15 protein-coding genes are annotated in these 17445 nt (G+C 62.7%); 9 read left to right on the forward strand and 6 right to left on the reverse strand.

Annotation, left to right across the window (positions count from 1 at the left end; genetic code table 11):
• Window positions 1-286 precede the first annotated feature (286 nt).
• The gene (gene rlmM / locus ACF8FB_RS11565) at window positions 287-1351 is read right to left on the reverse strand and encodes a 23S rRNA (cytidine(2498)-2'-O)-methyltransferase RlmM (protein ID WP_004577178.1); all 1065 of its coding nucleotides are present in this window, start codon (window positions 1349-1351) and stop codon (window positions 287-289) included.
• Window positions 1352-1575: 224 nt separating this feature from the next.
• Here rlmM and acnA point away from each other — a divergent pair, with 224 nt between their 5' ends.
• Complete coding sequence (acnA, locus tag ACF8FB_RS11570; RefSeq protein WP_392510303.1) at window positions 1576-4317, forward strand: aconitate hydratase AcnA; 2742 nt, start codon at window positions 1576-1578, stop codon at window positions 4315-4317.
• Window positions 4318-4458: 141 nt separating this feature from the next.
• Window positions 4459-6024 (forward strand): PAS domain-containing methyl-accepting chemotaxis protein, encoded by a 1566-nt coding sequence (locus ACF8FB_RS11575; RefSeq protein ID WP_010953109.1) that lies wholly within the window; start codon window positions 4459-4461, stop codon window positions 6022-6024.
• Between the two features lie 253 nt (window positions 6025-6277).
• Here ACF8FB_RS11575 and ACF8FB_RS11580 read toward each other — a convergent pair whose 3' ends face one another.
• From ACF8FB_RS11580 to ACF8FB_RS11600, 5 genes are all read right to left on the reverse strand, one after another.
• Window positions 6278-7162 carry a pseudouridine synthase gene (locus ACF8FB_RS11580; RefSeq protein ID WP_049586701.1) on the reverse strand — a complete coding sequence of 295 codons (885 nt, stop codon included), beginning with the start codon at window positions 7160-7162 and terminating at the stop codon, window positions 6278-6280.
• Window positions 7163-7213: 51 nt separating this feature from the next.
• On the reverse strand, window positions 7214-7522 hold the full coding sequence (locus ACF8FB_RS11585; protein ID WP_010953108.1) for a hypothetical protein: 309 nt from the start codon (window positions 7520-7522) through the stop codon (window positions 7214-7216).
• A 65-nt stretch (window positions 7523-7587) separates the two neighbouring features.
• On the reverse strand, window positions 7588-8019 hold the full coding sequence (locus ACF8FB_RS11590) for a D-Ala-D-Ala carboxypeptidase family metallohydrolase (protein ID WP_010953107.1): 432 nt from the start codon (window positions 8017-8019) through the stop codon (window positions 7588-7590).
• Between the two features lie 108 nt (window positions 8020-8127).
• Window positions 8128-8367 (reverse strand): glutaredoxin family protein, encoded by a 240-nt coding sequence (locus ACF8FB_RS11595; RefSeq protein WP_010953106.1) that lies wholly within the window; start codon window positions 8365-8367, stop codon window positions 8128-8130.
• 73 nt (window positions 8368-8440) lie between these two features.
• On the reverse strand, window positions 8441-9649 hold the full coding sequence (locus ACF8FB_RS11600; protein ID WP_012053177.1) for an ammonium transporter: 1209 nt from the start codon (window positions 9647-9649) through the stop codon (window positions 8441-8443).
• 312 nt (window positions 9650-9961) lie between these two features.
• On the opposite strand from ACF8FB_RS11600, the gene ACF8FB_RS11605 reads away from it, so the two are divergent.
• The 7 genes from ACF8FB_RS11605 (at window position 9962) to ACF8FB_RS11635 (ending at window position 17391) form a co-directional block, all read left to right on the forward strand.
• The gene (locus ACF8FB_RS11605; protein ID WP_010953104.1) at window positions 9962-10276 is read left to right on the forward strand and encodes a YqjD family protein; all 315 of its coding nucleotides are present in this window, start codon (window positions 9962-9964) and stop codon (window positions 10274-10276) included.
• A gap of 9 nt (window positions 10277-10285) precedes the next feature.
• The gene (locus ACF8FB_RS11610; protein ID WP_010953103.1) at window positions 10286-10660 is read left to right on the forward strand and encodes a phage holin family protein; all 375 of its coding nucleotides are present in this window, start codon (window positions 10286-10288) and stop codon (window positions 10658-10660) included.
• The gene (locus tag ACF8FB_RS11615) at window positions 10657-10986 is read left to right on the forward strand and encodes a hypothetical protein (protein WP_010953102.1); all 330 of its coding nucleotides are present in this window, start codon (window positions 10657-10659) and stop codon (window positions 10984-10986) included. Before ACF8FB_RS11610 ends, ACF8FB_RS11615 begins: the two co-directional genes overlap by 4 nt.
• 148 nt (window positions 10987-11134) lie before the next feature.
• Entirely contained in the window at window positions 11135-12466 is a 1332-nt protein-coding gene (locus tag ACF8FB_RS11620; RefSeq protein WP_014753953.1) for a deoxyguanosinetriphosphate triphosphohydrolase, read from the forward strand.
• Window positions 12467-12746: 280 nt separating this feature from the next.
• The gene (locus ACF8FB_RS11625) at window positions 12747-13364 is read left to right on the forward strand and encodes a response regulator transcription factor (protein WP_003248700.1); all 618 of its coding nucleotides are present in this window, start codon (window positions 12747-12749) and stop codon (window positions 13362-13364) included.
• An 8-nt stretch (window positions 13365-13372) separates the two neighbouring features.
• The gene (locus tag ACF8FB_RS11630) at window positions 13373-17005 is read left to right on the forward strand and encodes an ATP-binding protein (protein WP_392511358.1); all 3633 of its coding nucleotides are present in this window, start codon (window positions 13373-13375) and stop codon (window positions 17003-17005) included.
• 41 nt (window positions 17006-17046) lie between these two features.
• A complete protein-coding gene (locus ACF8FB_RS11635) occupies window positions 17047-17391 on the forward strand; it encodes a YggL family protein (protein WP_003248695.1) in 345 nt (114 codons plus the stop codon).
• Window positions 17392-17445: the final 54 nt, after the last annotated feature.

Consider the following 17445-nt stretch of genomic DNA (forward strand, 5'->3'; position numbering starts at 1 on the left):
CTTTTTGTCAAACGCGACAAAAAGTAACCAAAAAACGCTGGCTCCTATCATCCGGCCCCTGCGCTGCGCTCCGGGGTCCCCTCGCTCCGGGCTTGCTCCCGGGAGGACCGCGCTGCAGGCCCCATCCTGGGGCCCAGCGCTTGACGGGCATCCATGCCCGTCACCTCCCTTCGCAAGCCCTGCACTCGGCCTCCTGAAGTCGCAATCTGCGTCGCATGAACTATCGCGCGCTTAGAAGCAACAGCAAAAGCAGAAGCAGAAGCAGACGCAGAACGACGCGCTGGCCTCAGCGTGGCTTCAAATCGAGCCGCCGCAGGTGGCACGTCACTTCCTCGCGGTCGTGGTACAGCTGCTTGCAGGCAATCGACACCCTGATCTTGCGTGCCTTGAATGTTGCCTCCATACGGTCGAGCAGGCGCCGTACTTCGGCATAACGCTGCTTCATCGGCAACTTCAGGTTGACCACCGCCTCGCGGCACAGCCCCTCACCCAGCCAGGTTTCAATCAGCGAGGTGGTACGCGCCGGCTTCTCGACGATATCGCACACCATCCAGTCTACCGGCTGCTTCGGCTGCCAGGTAAACCCATCGGCCATCAAGTGCTGGACCAGGCCGGTGTCCATCAGGCTTTCGGCCATAGGCCCGTTGTCGATGGCTGTCACCAGCATGCCACGGCGCACCAGCTGGTAGGTCCAGCCACCCGGCGAGGCTCCCAGGTCGACGCCGGTCATGTCATCACCCAGGCGCTGCTCCCACTGCTCACGCGGGATGAACTGGTGCCAGGCTTCTTCCAGTTTGAGCGTCGAACGGCTAGGTGCCTCGCGAGGAAACTTCAGGCGCGGGATGCCCATGGGCCACAAGGCGCTGTTGCTGGCCGATGCAACGCCGACAAATACCCGCCGGCCGCTGATGAAGGTCAGCAGCAAGCGTGGGCGACCGGGGTCGTCGACCAGGCGGCCGGCCTTCTCCAGGGCCTTGCGCAACGGCACTTCGAACTTTCGGCAGAAGGTGGACAATTCCTTGCCTTCGTTGCTGTCCAGCACCTCCAGCCAAAGGCTACCGAACACCGGGAAGTCAGCCAACTGCGCCAGCAGTACGCTGATGCGGTCACTTTCCGGCAGTTCGACGTAACCGCCACGTGCCCACTGCCGCGGGAAAATCAGCTGGTTGAAACGCAGCTCCCCCATCAAGCGCTCGGCACCGCCCTCCTCGCTACAGACAAACTCGGCACTGGCACTTTGCGGCTTGCCTTTGGCATAGCCGGCAACACCCAGGCGGGCGGCATGTTCGCTGATTTCGGCGCAAACCTCGCCCTCGAAACCGGGCCGGCAATGCATGAACAGGGTATTCATCTCTCACTCCACTACGGCTGGCGCACCACAGGCGCCGGCAGGGCGGCGATGATAAAGGAAGTTCGGAACCTGCGACACGCCCCGCCGGTCCAGAAAAAGGTCAGGTAGCGTAAACCGGTCTAACCTGACCATTCAGCCAGGTCCGTGCCGTGCGGACCGATACAGAGCGGTGCTGCCGGCAAACCGTGAATATTTGCCGGGCACCGGTGCAGAAGGAGTTGGCAATGCCCTCGCTCGATAGCCTGAACACCCTCAAGCCCCTCAAGGTCGGCGACAAGACCTACCACTACTTCAGCCTCACCGAGGCCGCCCGCCAGCTGGGTGACCTGCAGCGCCTGCCCATGTCGCTGAAAGTGCTGCTGGAAAATCTGCTGCGCTGGGAGGATGGCGCGACCGTCACCGGCGACGACTTGCGCGCCATTGCCCAATGGCTTGGCGAACGGCGCTCCGACCGCGAGATCCAGTACCGCCCGGCGCGGGTGTTGATGCAGGACTTCACCGGCGTGCCCGCCGTGGTCGACCTGGCGGCCATGCGCGCCGCCATGGCCAAGGCTGGCGGCGACCCGCAACGGATCAACCCGCTGTCACCGGTCGACCTGGTGATCGATCACTCGGTAATGGTCGACCGCTACGGCACGCCGCAAGCCTTTGCCGAAAACGTCGACATCGAAATGCAGCGCAATGGCGAGCGCTATGCCTTTCTGCGTTGGGGCCAGAGCGCCTTCGACAACTTCCGCGTGGTCCCCCCGGGCACCGGCATTTGCCACCAGGTCAACCTGGAATACCTGGGCCGCACGGTGTGGACCCGTGAGGCCGACGGCCGCACCTATGCCTTCCCCGATACCTTGGTGGGCACAGACTCGCACACCACCATGATCAACGGCCTGGGCGTACTCGGCTGGGGTGTCGGCGGCATCGAAGCGGAAGCGGCCATGCTCGGCCAGCCGGTATCGATGCTGATCCCCGAAGTGATCGGCTTCAAGCTGACCGGCAAGCTGCGGGAGGGCATCACTGCCACTGACCTGGTGCTGACCGTGACACAGATGCTGCGCAAGAAAGGCGTGGTGGGCAAGTTCGTCGAGTTCTACGGGGACGGCCTGGCCGAGTTGCCCCTGGCCGACCGCGCAACCATCGCCAACATGGCACCGGAATACGGCGCCACCTGTGGTTTCTTCCCGGTCGACCAAGTCACCCTGGACTATCTGCGCCTCTCGGGCCGCCCCGAAGCGACCGTGCAACTGGTCGAGCAGTACTGCAAGGCACAGGGCATGTGGCGCCTGCCCGGCCAGGAGCCGTCATTCAGCGACACGCTGGCCCTGGACATGGACGACGTCGAAGCCAGCCTGGCCGGGCCCAAACGGCCGCAGGACCGCGTAGCGCTGGGCCAGGTCAGCCAAGCCTTCGACCACTTCATCGAACTGCAGCCCAAACCGCTGGCCAAAGAAGTTGGCCGCCTGGAAAGCGAAGGTGGCGGCGGTGTGGCAGTGGGCAACGCCGACCAGACCGGTGCAGTCGACTATAGCCATCAGGGCCAGACCCACACCCTGCGCGATGGGGCCGTGGTGATTGCCGCGATCACCTCATGCACCAACACGTCCAACCCCAGTGTGATGATGGCTGCCGGACTGGTGGCGAAAAAAGCACTGGAAAAGGGCCTGCAACGCAAACCTTGGGTCAAGAGTTCGCTGGCGCCGGGCTCCAAAGTCGTCACTGACTACTTCAAGGCAGCCGGGCTCACGCCTTACCTCGACCAACTGGGTTTTGATCTGGTCGGCTATGGCTGCACCACCTGCATCGGCAACTCCGGCCCGCTGGACGAGGCGATCGAAAAAGCCATTGGCAGCGCCGACCTCACCGTGGCCTCGGTGCTATCGGGCAACCGCAACTTCGAGGGCCGCGTGCACCCACTGGTCAAGACCAACTGGCTGGCCTCGCCCCCGTTGGTGGTGGCCTACGCCCTGGCCGGCAGCGTGCGCCTGGACCTGACGCGCGACCCGCTGGGGTCAGGCAAGGACGGCCAACCGGTCTACCTGCGGGATATCTGGCCGAGCCAGCAGGAAATTGCCGAGGCCGTGGCCAAGGTCGATACGGCGATGTTCCACAAGGAGTACGCCGAAGTGTTTGCCGGTGATGCGCAATGGCAGGCCATTGAGGTGCCACAGGCCGCCACTTACGTGTGGCAGGCTGACTCCACCTACATCCAGCACCCACCGTTCTTCGACGGCATCGGCGGGCCGCCGCCACAAATTGCCAATATTCACGGCGCACGGGTGCTGGCGCTGCTGGGCGATTCAGTGACCACCGACCACATTTCCCCCGCCGGCAACATCAAGGCCGACAGCCCGGCCGGGCGCTACCTGCGGGAACAAGGTGTGGAGCCACGCGACTTCAACTCCTACGGTTCGCGGCGTGGCAACCACGAAGTGATGATGCGCGGCACCTTCGCCAACATCCGTATTCGCAACGAGATGCTGGCAGGTGAAGAAGGCGGCAACACCTTGCATGTGCCCACTGGCGAGAAGCTGTCGATCTACGACGCGGCCATGCGTTACCAGCAGGAAGGCACCCCGCTGCTGGTGATTGCCGGCCAGGAGTACGGCACCGGTTCGAGCCGCGACTGGGCTGCCAAGGGTACCAACCTGCTGGGGGTCAAGGCCGTGCTGGCAGAAAGCTTCGAGCGTATTCACCGCTCCAACCTGGTGGGCATGGGCGTATTACCGCTGCAATTCAAGGCTGGGCACAACCGCAAACAGCTGGGGCTGACCGGCAAGGAGCAGATCGATGTACTGGGGCTGGATGGCGCGCATATCCACCCTGGCATGAGCCTGCCCTTGCGCATTACCCGCGAAGATGGCCAACAGGAACAGATCGAGGTGCTATGCCGGATTGATACCCTGAACGAGGTGGAATACTTCAAGGCGGGGGGGATTCTGCATTATGTGTTGCGCCAGATGATCGCCGGGTGAGTCTGGCCGAAGATTCGTTCCGTTCTTGAAACCGAGCGCCGCGGGGGCGGCGCTCGATCTCTGCAATCAATGAATCAAATATCCATTCAATAAAACCAGCCGCTTGCCGATACCTGTCGAAAGCCCTGCGGACTATCACCCATGCGTAACAACCAGCCGATTACCCAGAGAGAACGGACTTTCCCAGCCCAGCAGCGGTTGATCTCCACTACCAACGCCAAGGGTGTGATCACCTACTGCAACGATGCCTTTATCGAAATCAGTGGTTTCACCCGCGAGGAGCTGACGGGCGCACCGCACAACCTGGTGCGCCACCCCGACGTACCGCCTGCCGTGTTTGCCCATATGTGGCAAACCCTCAAGCAGGGCCAGCCGTGGATGGGTATCGTCAAGAACCGCTGCAAGTCCGGCGACCATTACTGGGTCAACGCCTATGTCACCCCCATTTTCGATAACAACCAGGTTGTCGGCTTCGAGTCGGTGCGGGTCAAGCCCACCGCCGAGCAGATCCGCCGTGCCGAGGCCCTGTATCAGCGCATCAACCAGGGCAAGCCACCGGTACCGCGCCGCGACAAGTGGCTGCCAGTGCTGCAGGACTGGCTACCGTTCATCCTGATCAGCCAGGTGGGCTTCCTGATCGGCAACTGGCTGGGTCATTCCTGGGGCTTTGCCTTGGCCGCAGGGCTTTCGGTACCACTGGGCCTGCTCGGCCTGAGCTGGCAGCAGCGCGGCCTCAAGCGCCTGCTGCGCCTGGCCGAGCAAACCACTTCCGACCCACTGATCGCGCAGATGTTCACCGACAGCCGTGGCGTGCAGGCGCGCCTGGAAATGGCCATGCTCAGCCAGGACGCACGCATGAAAACCTGCCTGACGCGTCTTCAAGACAGTGCCGAACACCTGAGCGACCAGGCACGCCAGTCCGATGCCCTGGCGCACAAGAGCTCTACGGGGCTGGAGCGCCAGCGGGTGGAGACCGAGCAAGTCGCCGCCGCGGTAAACCAGATGGCCGCCACCACTCAGGAAGTGGCCAACCATGTACAGCGCACCGCCGATGCCACCCAGGAAGCCAACCGCCTGACCAGCCAGGGCCGGCAGATTGCCGGAGAAACCCGCGAGGCCATCGAGCGCCTGTCGGCGGCAGTGGGCGAGACCGGCCAGACGGTTACGCAACTGGCCAAAGACAGCGACGAGATTGGGGGCGTGGTCGACGTGATCAAGGGCATCGCCGACCAGACCAACCTGCTGGCGCTGAACGCAGCCATTGAAGCGGCGCGCGCCGGTGAAATGGGCCGTGGCTTTGCCGTGGTGGCTGATGAAGTGCGACAGTTGGCCCAGCGCACCGCCGAATCCACCGGGCAGATCCACGGCCTGATCGCCAAGCTGCAACAGACCGCCAGCAACGCAGTGCTGACCATGGAAACCGGCCACCGCCAGGCACAGGAAGGCGTCGACCGGGTAATGCAGGCTGACGAGGCGTTGGTAGGCATCAGCGAAGCGGTGGCCAATATCACCGACATGGCCACCCAGATTGCAGCTGCAACCGAGGAGCAGACCGCAGTGGCTGACGAGATCAGCCGCAACATCAGCACCATTGCCGAACTGGCCGACCAGACCGCCGAGCAGGCGCAGCACTCGGCACTGCTGAGCGAAGAACTGACCAGCACGGCGGGTAGCCAGTATTCGCTGGTGGAGCGCTTCAACCGCTGAAGCTCGAGACTTCCGCTGGGGATGGCACCGGCTCTGCCGGTGTTCGCGGGTGAACCCGCTCCTACAACGGCTGTGCCGAACCACCGATGCTGTGCCGGGCCGTCGATGCCTGTGTCGAACCACTGATGCGCGTCCAGCCCGGTCCATGTAGGAGCGGGTTTACCCGCGAATACGGTAGCGGCAGCAACGGTGAACGGCGGGTGGAAATTGGCGAGCAGGCCCGCCCCTTTAGCAGGCAAGCCCGCTTGCTGTGTTACCAGTCCAACCGCAAGCGGCTCTCGAAGTAGCGCTCTTTGCCACTCAGCGGGTCCTCGAAACGCAGGCTCTGCGCCAGCAGTTTCAGCGGCCGCTGGTAGTCATCCTCTTCGTTGAGCAATTGCGGATAGAACGGGTCATTGCTGATCCCTGCCCCCAAGGCCGCCATGTGCACACGCAACTGATGGGTCTTGCCGGTCACGGGCGACAGCCCATAGCGCCATCGCTCACCGTTCTTCTCCAACACCTCGGCCAGGGTTTCACTGTTGGCCTCACCCTCCACCTCATGCATGCGGAAAAATGGCTCGCCATGCACCAGGCGGCTTTTGTGCACCAGCGGAAAGGCATGCTGTGGCATGGCAGCGGCAATGGCTTGGTAACGCTTGTCGATACGCCGCTCGGGGAACAGCCGCTGGTAGGCGCTGCGGCTGTGCGGGTTGGCGGAAAACAACACCAGCCCGGCGGTGTGCCGGTCGATGCGGTGCAACGGCACCAGGTGCGGATTGTCCAGGCGACGGATCAGGCGGCGCAACAAGGTCTGCTCGACGTATTCACCGGTCGGCGTCACCGGCAGGAAATGCGGTTTATCGGCCACCACCAGGTGCTCGTCCACATGCAGCACCACCTCCTGCACCGGAATCGGCCGTTCGTTCGGCACTTCGCGGAAGTAATGCAAACGCATGCCACGCTTGTAAGGCAGGTCGGCGGCAACTGCCTGCCCCTTGGCATCCAGCACCCGGCCACGGGCAAAGCGGTCAAGCCACTGGGCGCGGTCGATGGCCTTGAAATGGTCACACAAGCAATCGAGCACCGTCACCCAGTTACCAGGAGGCAGGCACACCGTACTGGCTTGCTGGCGGGCGGGGTCGAAAGGCGTGGTCATGGCTGGGCTCGAAACGTTCATGGCCGCGCATTATCGCCCAACCCCGCCCCCTCAACCAGCCTGGGCCATCGCCTCGCAGCGATCCTTCAGCCAGCGCAGTACTTGCACCGGCTCCCAGCGGCCAGGGTCGTAGAGTGCATAGAGCAACCCCTGATAGCCCACTACATCCAGCCCCCGGTGGTAACCGGCCCGCTGGAACAAGGCCTCGATCTCGGCGAAGCAGGTATTGAAGTGGACTTTGCCGAACGGCGTGCAGTCGCCCGTCACCAGGCCTTCGAGGCGCAGTTCCAGAACGGCGTCAGCCACCCGATCCACGGGCATGCGGTTGACGCTGTACTTGAGTTGCTCGACATTGAGCATGGCTTCACCTCGACACTGTATTTATATACAGCATACGAACATCCCCTTGCTGCCGTCAATGCGCTTCATTGCAGCCCCGCCAGGTAGCCGCTGCCTTTGCGCATGGTCAGCACCTGCCTGCGCGGCGTGCCGCGCGTCACCGACAGATGCACCCATCTGTCGAATTCCAGGATCAGCTGATCGAAGGGCACCGCACTTTTGCTGATTCGCCGGACGGTCTCGCGCGGGCTGACCTCGATCACCGTGAAGTCCGCCGCCAGCCCTTGCACGTGCTGGCTATCGGAGGCGCCACCGATCAACCGATTGACCCTTTCGCTGCGATACCCGCTGCTGATGATGATGGGCGCGTCAAACAACGCACGTACCTGTTCCAGCGCACCACACAGTAATTGCAGGTTGGCCCTGGCTTCGAGGGGCGGTGCATTATCGAACCCCTCGCGGGCGGCGAGCTGGGAAACGGTCATTTCATCGAGGGTGAAATGTGGAGTGATCAACATGGCGAGCTGTTCCGATGATGGAGAAGGTTACCGGCGATGGTGCGCCTCCACCGGATCATCAGCTCGCTTCACAGATCATGGAGCAGGGTTGCAACTCCTCTGCAGCCATCATTGCCCAAGAAAGGCCACCACTTGTTCGGTATCGAACGGCCAGTGCAACTCGGCGCCGTTGTCACAGCGCCGCAGCACCGGAATGATCAGGCCATAACGCTCGAACAAAGGCTCGCTCTCGGCGATGTCGACCAGCTCTACCAGCAGGCCATGATCGACCAGAGGCATCAACACAGCCTCGGCCACTTCGCAGAGGTGGCAGCCGAGGGTGCCGAACAGTTGACATTCAGGCAGCATGTGGCAGGTCCCGGGTTGGCATACACAGAAGCCTATTCTAGGCGCGCCACGCCCACCCTGCACCTGACCTGGCTCAATCCTGGCTGGTAGCACCGATCCGGTGCAGCGACAGGTCCGCGCCCTGGAACTCCTGCTCATGGCTCAAGCGCAGGCCATGCAGCGCACGAATGGCTCCGTACACGGCAAATCCACCGGCCAAGGCCACCAGCACGCCCATCAGGCTGCCCAGCAACTGGCTGACCAGGCTGACACCGCCCATGCCACCCAACGCCACCTGGCCGAACACGCCACAGGCGATGCCACCCCACACGCCACACAGACCATGCAACGGCCATACGCCCAGGACGTCGTCGATTTTCCAGCGATTTTGCGCGGCGGTGAAGGTCCAGACAAACAGCGCCCCCGCCACCAGGCCGGTGGCGAGCGCACCCACCGGGTGCATCAGATCGGAACCTGCGCAAATCGCCACCAGCCCGGCCAGCGGGCCGTTATGCAGAAAGCCCGGGTCGTTGCGCCCGGCCAGCAACGCCGACAGGGTGCCACCCACCATCGCCATCAGCGAGTTGATCGCCACCAGGCCGCTGACGCCCTGCAAGGTCTGGGCACTCATGACGTTGAAGCCGAACCAGCCGATGATGAGGATCCACGAGCCCAGCGCCAGAAAGGGAATGCTCGACGGCGCAAACGCCACCAATCGGCCCTCGCGGTAGCGCCCACGGCGCGCCCCCAGCAGCAGCACCGCCGCCAGCGCCAGCCAGCCCCCCATGGCGTGTACCACCACAGACCCGGCAAAGTCGTGGAACGGTGCGCCGAAGCGTGCCTGCAGCCAAGCCTGCACGCCCAGGTTGCCGTTCCACACCACGCCCTCGAAGAACGGATAGACGAACGCCACGATCAACGCTGTGGCGCACAACTGCGGCACGAACCGCGCCCGCTCGGCAATGCCCCCGGAGATGATCGCCGGAATCGCCGCCGCGAAGGTCAGCAGGAAGAAACACTTGACCAGCGCGTAGCCATGGTCGACAGCCAGCGTTGTCGCCGGCTGGAAGAAGTTGACCCCATAGGCGATCCAGTAGCCTATAAAGAAGTAGACCAGCGCCGAGATGGCGAAGTCGCTGAGGATCTTCGACAAGGCGTTGACCTGGTTCTTGTGGCGCACCGTGCCCACTTCAAGGAACGCGAAGCCGGCATGCATGGCCAGCACCAGAATGGCGCCCATGAGAATGAACAGGGTGTTGGAACCGTGGACCAGAGAGTCCATAGCGCTGTGCATGTTTTCCATGAAATAGGCAGACCTGCTGAAAAAGGCACCAGGACAGTTCAAGAACCTGCATCCCTGCACCGAATCGGTGCCAGCCCCTACCCTGTTCAGGTGAGCGGGGTGAAGCCTGCGTGGTTTTTTCTTGGGTTTGTCGTGGATTGGGTTAAGGTTTATCGGTATCCGCTGCGCGGGCGCCCTGAATCGGCGCATAACCGGTCACAGGCGCTCCGCAACGTGGCAAAAACATAGCAAGGCCCATACCAGCAGCCGCACTTGAACCTTCCATGCGTGCTGTCACTCGAAGTACCAACACTCATCGACAGGGAGAGACCCATGGCCAGCAAATCGGCAAAGAATGCACAAGAGATATTGATGGCTGACTTCCAGGCCTTGGTGCGCGACACCGAGAAGCTGCTGGCCGACACCGCCAACCTGGCCGGCGACCAGGCCGACGAATTGCGCGAGCAGATTCACGAGCGCCTGGCCCAGGCCCGCGAAACCCTGCAACTGACCCAGGACTCGGTACGTGAACGCGGTCAGGCAGCGCTTGGCAGCGCCGAGCAGTACGTGCAGGAAAACCCGTGGCGGGCAATCGGCATCGCGGCTGGCGTCGGCCTGTTGATCGGTCTGCTGGCCAACCGGCGCTAAGGGGAACCCATGGAGAATGACGCCAACGGCGCCAGCGCTTCGGGCAAGCGCCTGGGCGCGGCCATGCTGGGGCTGCTGCACAGTCACATCGAGCTGTTCGGTATCGAGTTGCAGGAGCAGAAGGGCCGTACCTTGAGCCTGCTGCTGTTCGCCGGCCTGGCGCTGGTGTTCGCCCTGCTGCTGCTGACCGCGCTGTCCGGGCTGCTGCTGGTGCTGCTGTGGGACAGCTATCGACTGGCCGGTATCATTGGTCTGTGCGTGTTCTATGGCATTGCTGCACTGTACTGCGGCGTGCGCCTGAAGGCGGCGGTGTTCGACGAATCATCGCCCTTCGGCGCCACCCTCGACGAACTTGCCAAGGACAGGGAGCGCCTGTTGCCATGAGCCTGCCAGAACTGCCAAACACGCGTAACCCGCGCGAACTGCGCAAGGCGCTGCTGCGCCTGCGCATGGAAATGCACCGCCAGGAAATCCGTCATGAGTCCGGTCAGTTGCTTGAACCGCTGCGCCGCGTGCGCGGTATGGGCAGCTCGCTACATGAAGGCCTGGGTATCAAGCATGCGCCACTGTGGGGCATCGGTGCCGTGGTGGCGCTGGGCTTTCTCACCGGCAAGGGCGTACGCAGCGGCAACCTGACACGCCTGATACGGTTGGGCAGCACCCTGTTGCCACTGGTACGCCTCTACCTGCAAGGCAACCGCCGCCCCTGACCAGGGTTCGCCCCGGCAGAAGCAGCCTTGTGCTGCGAAGAGGCCCGTTCCATCGATACGAATGCATCAAAGGGCTGGCCTCTTCTTCGCAGCACAATGCGCTTCCTGCAGGGTATGCTGCTGCCTTCGAACGACAGGAGACCGCGCCTTGGACTGGCACACCTTGCTTACCCGCGAACGGCTGGGCAAAGCCCTGTACAGCGCCGATGAACTCGGGCGCAGCCCCTTCCACAAAGACCACGACCGCATCATTTTCTCCGGTGCCTTCCGCCGCCTCGGCCGCAAGACCCAGGTGCACCCGGTGTCGAGCAACGACCATATCCATACGCGCCTGACTCATTCGCTGGAAGTCAGCTGCGTCGGCCGCTCGCTGGGGATGCGCGTCGGCGAGACCCTGCGCGACAACCTGCCGGACTGGTGCGCCCCCAGTGACCTGGGGATGATCGTGCAGTCAGCCTGCCTGGCCCACGACATCGGCAACCCGCCATTCGGCCACTCCGGCGAAGACGCCATTCGCCACTGGTTCCAGCAGGCGGCCGGGCGTGGCTGGCTGGACGACATGAGCGATGACGAACGGGCCGACTTTCTCAACTTCGAAGGCAATGCCCAGGGTTTTCGCGTGCTCACCCAACTGGAATACCACCAGTTCGATGGGGGGACCCGGCTGACCTATGCCACCCTCGGCACCTACCTCAAGTACCCGTGGAGCGCCCGCCACGCCGACGCCCTGGGCTACAAGAAGCACAAGTTCGGCAGCTATCAGAGCGAACTGCCCCTGCTCGAACAGATCGCCCGCAAGCTCGGCCTGCCGCAGCTGGAACACCAGCGCTGGGCGCGCCACCCGCTGGTGTATCTGATGGAGGCTGCCGATGACATCTGCTACGCGCTGATCGACCTGGAAGACGGCCTGGAAATGGAGCTGCTGCAATACGCAGAAGTCGAGGCGCTGTTGCTCGACCTGGTCGGCGAAGACCTGCCAGAAACCTACCGCCAGCTCGGCCCACGCGATTCTCGTCGGCGCAAACTGGCCATCCTGCGCGGCAAGGCCATCGAACACCTGACCAACGCCGCCGCCCATGCATTCGTCGAGCAGCAGCAGGCGTTGCTGGCCGGGCAACTGCCGGGCGACCTGGTGGAACACATGCATGGCCCAGCCAAACGCTGTGTACTGCAAGCCAAGGACATGGCGCGCAACAAGATCTTCCAGGACAAACGCAAGACCCTACACGAAATCGGCGCCTACACCACCCTGGAGATTCTGCTGAACACGTTCTGCGGTGCGGCCCTCGAGCAGCACGGTGGACGTACGCCATCGTTCAAGAGTCGCAGGGTGCTGGACCTGATCGGCAACAATGCGCCAGACCCGCATGCCTCGTTGCACAGCGCCTTCCTGCGCATGATCGACTTCATCGCCGGCATGACCGACAGCTATGCCAGCGAAATGGCCCGGGAGATGACCGGGCGCTCCAGCCCGACCTGAAACGCGTCGGTGCAGCGCAGGCTCGGCCAGGCGCTGCACCACGCTTGCAGGAAACTTCCTACACCAACGGGGCCACACTAAACGGCACGAATAAAAACTAATGAAAAGTTACCAAAATCGCTTTGACAGCGAGTTAAGCACACCTATTCCGTAGCCCATTTTGTTTTATCTTGTAAGCCGTTTCCCATATAGGCCTAACAGCCATTCCTCGCACGCCTGAGGACTTCCAACTGCGATAAGGTGCCCCTGTCACCCTCAATCGACCGCAGGGAAGTTGAACATGCACTCCATATTTATCGTTGACGACCATCCGGTGATTCGCCTGGCCGTGCGTATGCTGCTGGAAAACCAGAATTACAAGATTGTCGGCGAGTCGGACAACGGCGTAGACGCCATGCAGATGATCCGCGAGAGCAACCCCGACCTGGTCATTCTCGACATCAGCATCCCCAAGCTAGACGGCCTGGAGGTGCTGGCCCGCTTTCAGAGCATGGCCCTGCCCTTGAAGGTTCTGGTATTGACCGCACAGTCCCCGGCATTGTTTGCCGTACGTTGCATGCACTCGGGCGCAGCAGGTTATGTCTGCAAACAGGAAGACTTGAGTGAACTGCTCAGTGCAATCAAGGCCGTACTGGCCGGGTATAACTACTTCCCCAGCCAGGCAATAAAAAACAACCAGACGACCGACAGCGACCTGCAACTTTTCCGCCAGGTAAATGACCGCGAACTGATGGTGCTTCAACTTTTCGCCCAAGGCCGCAGCAACAAGGAAATTGCCAAGGGCATGTTCCTCAGCAGCAAGACTGTCAGTACCTACAAGAAGCGCCTCATGCACAAACTGCAAGTCAATACGCTGGTCGATCTGATCGAGATGGCCAAGCGCAACGCGCTGGTCTGAACGTGGTCATGGCCCGAGTTATCAATCGCCTGCTGCTCGTCTTGCTGCTGCTCAGCGGCGCGACACAGGCTGGCCATCGCGAAGCCGCGTCCTTTACGTTGCTGGCGCGCTCATCGGCCCGCCCCGTCCAGCCCGTACTCACGCCCGAACAACGGCAATGGCTCGAAGGCCGGCAGGAACTGGTGCTGGGCACGTCGGCACCCGACTATCCGCCGTTCGACATCACCGGTGGCGGCAACGACTACCAGGGCCTGACCGCCGAGTATGCAAACCTGATCGGCAAGGCCTTGCAGTTGCCAGTGAGGGTGCTGCGTTTCTCCAGCCGGCAGGCGGCGGTGGAGGCGCTCAGGCACGGTGATATCGACCTGCTGGGCAGCGCCAATGGCTACGAAGCGGCCAGTGACGGCCTGGCACTGTCGCGCCCCTATGCCGTCGACCAACCTGTACTGGTAACGCGTGAAGACGAAAACCGGGCACTGGACACGGACCTTGCCGGCATGCGCCTGGGCATGCTCTACCACTATTTGCCCAGACAGGAAGTACTCACCGCCTACCCCAAGGCCGAGCTGCTGGCCTTCGGTTCTTCCAGCCAGGCACTGAATGCTGTCGCGTTCGGGCAGGCCGACGTGTTCATCGGCGATACCATCTCCACACACTACCAGCTCAACCGTGGTCATCTGCCCCGCCTGCGCATGGCCAACTTCGGCAAACACGAGGCCATCGGCTTCGGTTTTGCCTTGCGTCAGCAAGATACCGTGCTGCTGGACCTGGTGAACACCATCCTGGACAGGCAAAGCCCGGCCATTCGCTCCAGTATCTTCAAACGCTGGAGCGCCGGCAGCGACCTGTTGCTGAGCGATCGCCAACTGCAATTGAGCGCGGCCGAGCAGCAGTGGCTGGAGAAGCACCCCGTGATGCGCGTGGCAGCCGATGACGCGGCTGCACCACTGTCCTACTTCGATGATTCGGGACATTTCCGAGGCATCACCGCCGACCTGCTGGAACTCATTCGCCTGCGCACCGGGTTGCGTTTCGAAGTGCAGCGCGCCAGTGGCATTGCCGACATGGTCGCTCGCCTCAAGGATGGCCGGGCCGATGTCATCGCCGCACTGGCCAGCGCCGGCAAAGCAGGGGACGACCTGCAAATCAGCCGCCCCTACCTCGAAAGCGCCTATGTGCTGGTCAACCACAAGGACAACAACGCATTGAGTTCACTGGAGCAGTTGCAGGGGCATCGCATCGCCATTACCCGCTACAGCACCATGAACGCCATGCTGTCCCGGGACTACCCAAAGATAAGCTGGGTCGAAACCGAAAGCGCGTTCTACTCCATGGCGTTGCTCAACAGCGGGGCTGTCGATGCGGTGATCACCACCCTGATCGACGCCAATCACGCCCTGGCCAGCAACCCAGAACTGGTCATCCGCACCTCGGTCGGCAGCGAACCCGCCAACTTCGCCATGGCCACCATTGCCCCGTCACCGGCGCTGTTGTCGATCCTCGACAAAGCTTTGCTGAGCATCTCACCGGAAGAGCTGGGGGTAATCAACAACCGCTGGCGTGGCTTTGGCAGGCATGAGGATGACAACTCCAAAGGCTACAGCCGCCTGGCCCTGCAGGTGGTGCTGGCCACGGCCGTGCTTTTGTTGCTGGCCCTGCTCTGGAATGCCCGCCTGCGCCTGCAGATTCGCCAGCGCCAGCGCGCCGAACGCGCGCTGAACGACCAGTTGGCATTCATGCGCGCCCTGCTCAACGGTACGCCCCACCCCATGTATGTGCGCGACCGCGAGGGTTGCCTGAAAAGTTGCAACTACAGCTACCTTGAAGCCGTGCAGGCCCGCTCCGATCAGGTGATCGGCAAAAAACTCAAGGACAGCCTGTTTGCCGATTCCGAGCAGGCTCGGCAGATCCAGGCGGATTACCAGAAAGTCATGGCGGCGGGCTCACCACTGATCAAGGACCGTCCATTACGGATCAAGGGCCGGGACCTGACCATCTACCACTGGATCCTGCCGTACCGCGACTCCCTGGGTGAGGTGCAGGGGATCATCGGCGGCTGGATCGACATCAGCGAACGCCGCCAACTGGTCCTGGAGCTGCGCCAGGCCAAGCAGCAGGCCGACGATGCCCACCGCGCCAAGAGCACGTTCCTGGCGACCATCAGCCACGAAATCCGCACCCCGATGAATGCCGTGATCGGCATGCTGGAACTGGCGGTCAAGCGCGCCGACCAGGGCCGGGTGGACCGCAGCGCGCTGGAACTGGCACACCATTCGGCCAAAGACCTGCTAGGCCTGATTGGTGACATTCTCGACATCGTGCGCATCGAGTCCGGGCACTTGTCCCTGGCCCCGGAGGTGGTCGACCTGGCGGCGCTGGTCGAATCGGTGGCGCGCATTTTCGATGGTCAGGCGCGGCAGAAAGGCCTGGCCCTGGAGGTGCAGATCGCCCCGGCCGCACGCTGCCATGTCCTGCTTGACCCGCTGCGCTTCAAGCAGGTGCTGTCCAACCTGGTGAGCAATGCCATCAAGTTCACCGAGCACGGTCAGGTGCGCATCAGCGTCAGGCTGCTGGATGACGGAACCAGCACACCAGCCGTACTGGAGCTGGAGGTGCGCGACAGTGGCATCGGCATCCACCCCGACGACCTGCAGCGCCTGTTCAACCCGTTCATCCAGGCCAACCCGCACAGCCAGGGCGCCCGCGCCGGTACCGGGCTGGGCCTGGCCATCTGCCGCAACCTGTGCGAAATGATGGGCGGCAGCCTGTCCATGAAGAGCCTGGAGGATGTCGGTACCCAGGTGCGCCTGAAGATGCCGCTGCAACGGGTGGATGGCGCAGAGCAGCCCAAACCGCTGCCCGAGCAGCTCGACGTGCCCGACCCACGGCTGAACGTGCTGGTCATCGATGATCACCCTGCCAACCTGCAACTGATGGCGCAACAACTTGGCTACCTGGGCCTGGAGCACGCCAGCGCCCGCGATGGGCAGGAAGGCCTGGCGACCTGGCGGGAAGGCGACTTCGATGTGCTGGTACTCGACTGCAACATGCCGCACATGAACGGTTACCAGCTGGCGACTGCCGTGCGCGCCGAAGAACGCCATGGCAAGCGACCACCCTGCACCATCCTCGGCTATACCGCCAACGCACAGCCGGAAGTACGCCGCAAGTGCCTGACCGCCGGCATGGACGACTGTCTGCTCAAGCCCATCAGCCTGAGCACCCTCAGCCAGCGCCTGGCTGGCATTCGCCCGCGCCGCCAGCAACGCCCCCGACGCAAGCTGTACCAGCTGGACGGCCTGGCCGCCGTGGTCGGGCCTGACCCGGTTGACCGTCAGCGCTTCCTGGAAACCTTGCATCAGAGCCTTCAGGCCGACCTGGCCAGCCTGATGGCGCTTCACCCGCAACACGACAGCGGCGCCATTGCCGAGCAGGCCCACAAGGTGCTCAGCGCCGCGCGCATGCTGGAAGCCCCTGACCTGATGGCGGCCTGTGAAGCCCTCGAGGCCAGCGACTTGCCCACTGCCCAGGTGCGCCTGCGGCGCCAGGCACTGGCACGGCATATGTGCCGAGTGGAACGTGCCCTGGCCAAGGAATTGGCCACAAGCACGGATACTCAGGCAGGCAACCACACGTGTTAACTGGTAGACTGCGCGGCGTTATTACCTAAGAGGATTGTTTCATGGCCACAAACCGCTCCCGTCGTCTGCGCAAGAAGCTGTGTGTCGACGAGTTTCAGGAATTGGGCTTCGAGCTGAACCTGGAATTCAAGGAAGATCTGGATGACCAGGCAATCGATGCTTTCCTCGACGCGTTCCTGGAAGAAGCCATGGACGCCAACGGCCTGGATTATGTAGGCGGTGACGATTTCGGCCTGGTGTGCTCGGTCAAACGCGGCTCGGTCAGCGAAGAACAGCGCGCTGCCGTTGAAGCCTGGCTCAAAGGCCGCAGCGAACTGACCAAGATCGAAGTCAGCCCGCTGCTGGATGCCTGGTACCCGGAAAAGCCTATCAACAAGGCTGAGTGATACTTGTCAGCTTCGGGCTGAAAGGTTGATTGCTGAAAAGGCCACCCCATTCGG

The sequence above is a fragment of the Pseudomonas sp. yb_2 genome, assembly GCF_043103905.1.
Lineage (GTDB): Bacteria > Pseudomonadota > Gammaproteobacteria > Pseudomonadales > Pseudomonadaceae > Aquipseudomonas > Aquipseudomonas alloputida.

Coding starts and splice junctions, on each gene's coding strand:
- rlmM (WP_004577178.1), bottom strand. CDS start 1,351: ATGAATACCCTGTTCATGCATTGCCGGCCCGGTTTCGAGGGCGAGGTT.
- acnA (WP_392510303.1), top strand. CDS start 1,576: ATGCCCTCGCTCGATAGCCTGAACACCCTCAAGCCCCTCAAGGTCGGC.
- ACF8FB_RS11575 (WP_010953109.1), top strand. CDS start 4,459: ATGCGTAACAACCAGCCGATTACCCAGAGAGAACGGACTTTCCCAGCC.
- ACF8FB_RS11580 (WP_049586701.1), bottom strand. CDS start 7,162: ATGACCACGCCTTTCGACCCCGCCCGCCAGCAAGCCAGTACGGTGTGC.
- ACF8FB_RS11585 (WP_010953108.1), bottom strand. CDS start 7,522: ATGCTCAATGTCGAGCAACTCAAGTACAGCGTCAACCGCATGCCCGTG.
- ACF8FB_RS11590 (WP_010953107.1), bottom strand. CDS start 8,019: ATGTTGATCACTCCACATTTCACCCTCGATGAAATGACCGTTTCCCAG.
- ACF8FB_RS11595 (WP_010953106.1), bottom strand. CDS start 8,367: ATGCTGCCTGAATGTCAACTGTTCGGCACCCTCGGCTGCCACCTCTGC.
- ACF8FB_RS11600 (WP_012053177.1), bottom strand. CDS start 9,649: ATGGAAAACATGCACAGCGCTATGGACTCTCTGGTCCACGGTTCCAAC.
- ACF8FB_RS11605 (WP_010953104.1), top strand. CDS start 9,962: ATGGCCAGCAAATCGGCAAAGAATGCACAAGAGATATTGATGGCTGAC.
- ACF8FB_RS11610 (WP_010953103.1), top strand. CDS start 10,286: ATGGAGAATGACGCCAACGGCGCCAGCGCTTCGGGCAAGCGCCTGGGC.
- ACF8FB_RS11615 (WP_010953102.1), top strand. CDS start 10,657: ATGAGCCTGCCAGAACTGCCAAACACGCGTAACCCGCGCGAACTGCGC.
- ACF8FB_RS11625 (WP_003248700.1), top strand. CDS start 12,747: ATGCACTCCATATTTATCGTTGACGACCATCCGGTGATTCGCCTGGCC.
- ACF8FB_RS11630 (WP_392511358.1), top strand. CDS start 13,373: ATGGCCCGAGTTATCAATCGCCTGCTGCTCGTCTTGCTGCTGCTCAGC.
- ACF8FB_RS11635 (WP_003248695.1), top strand. CDS start 17,047: ATGGCCACAAACCGCTCCCGTCGTCTGCGCAAGAAGCTGTGTGTCGAC.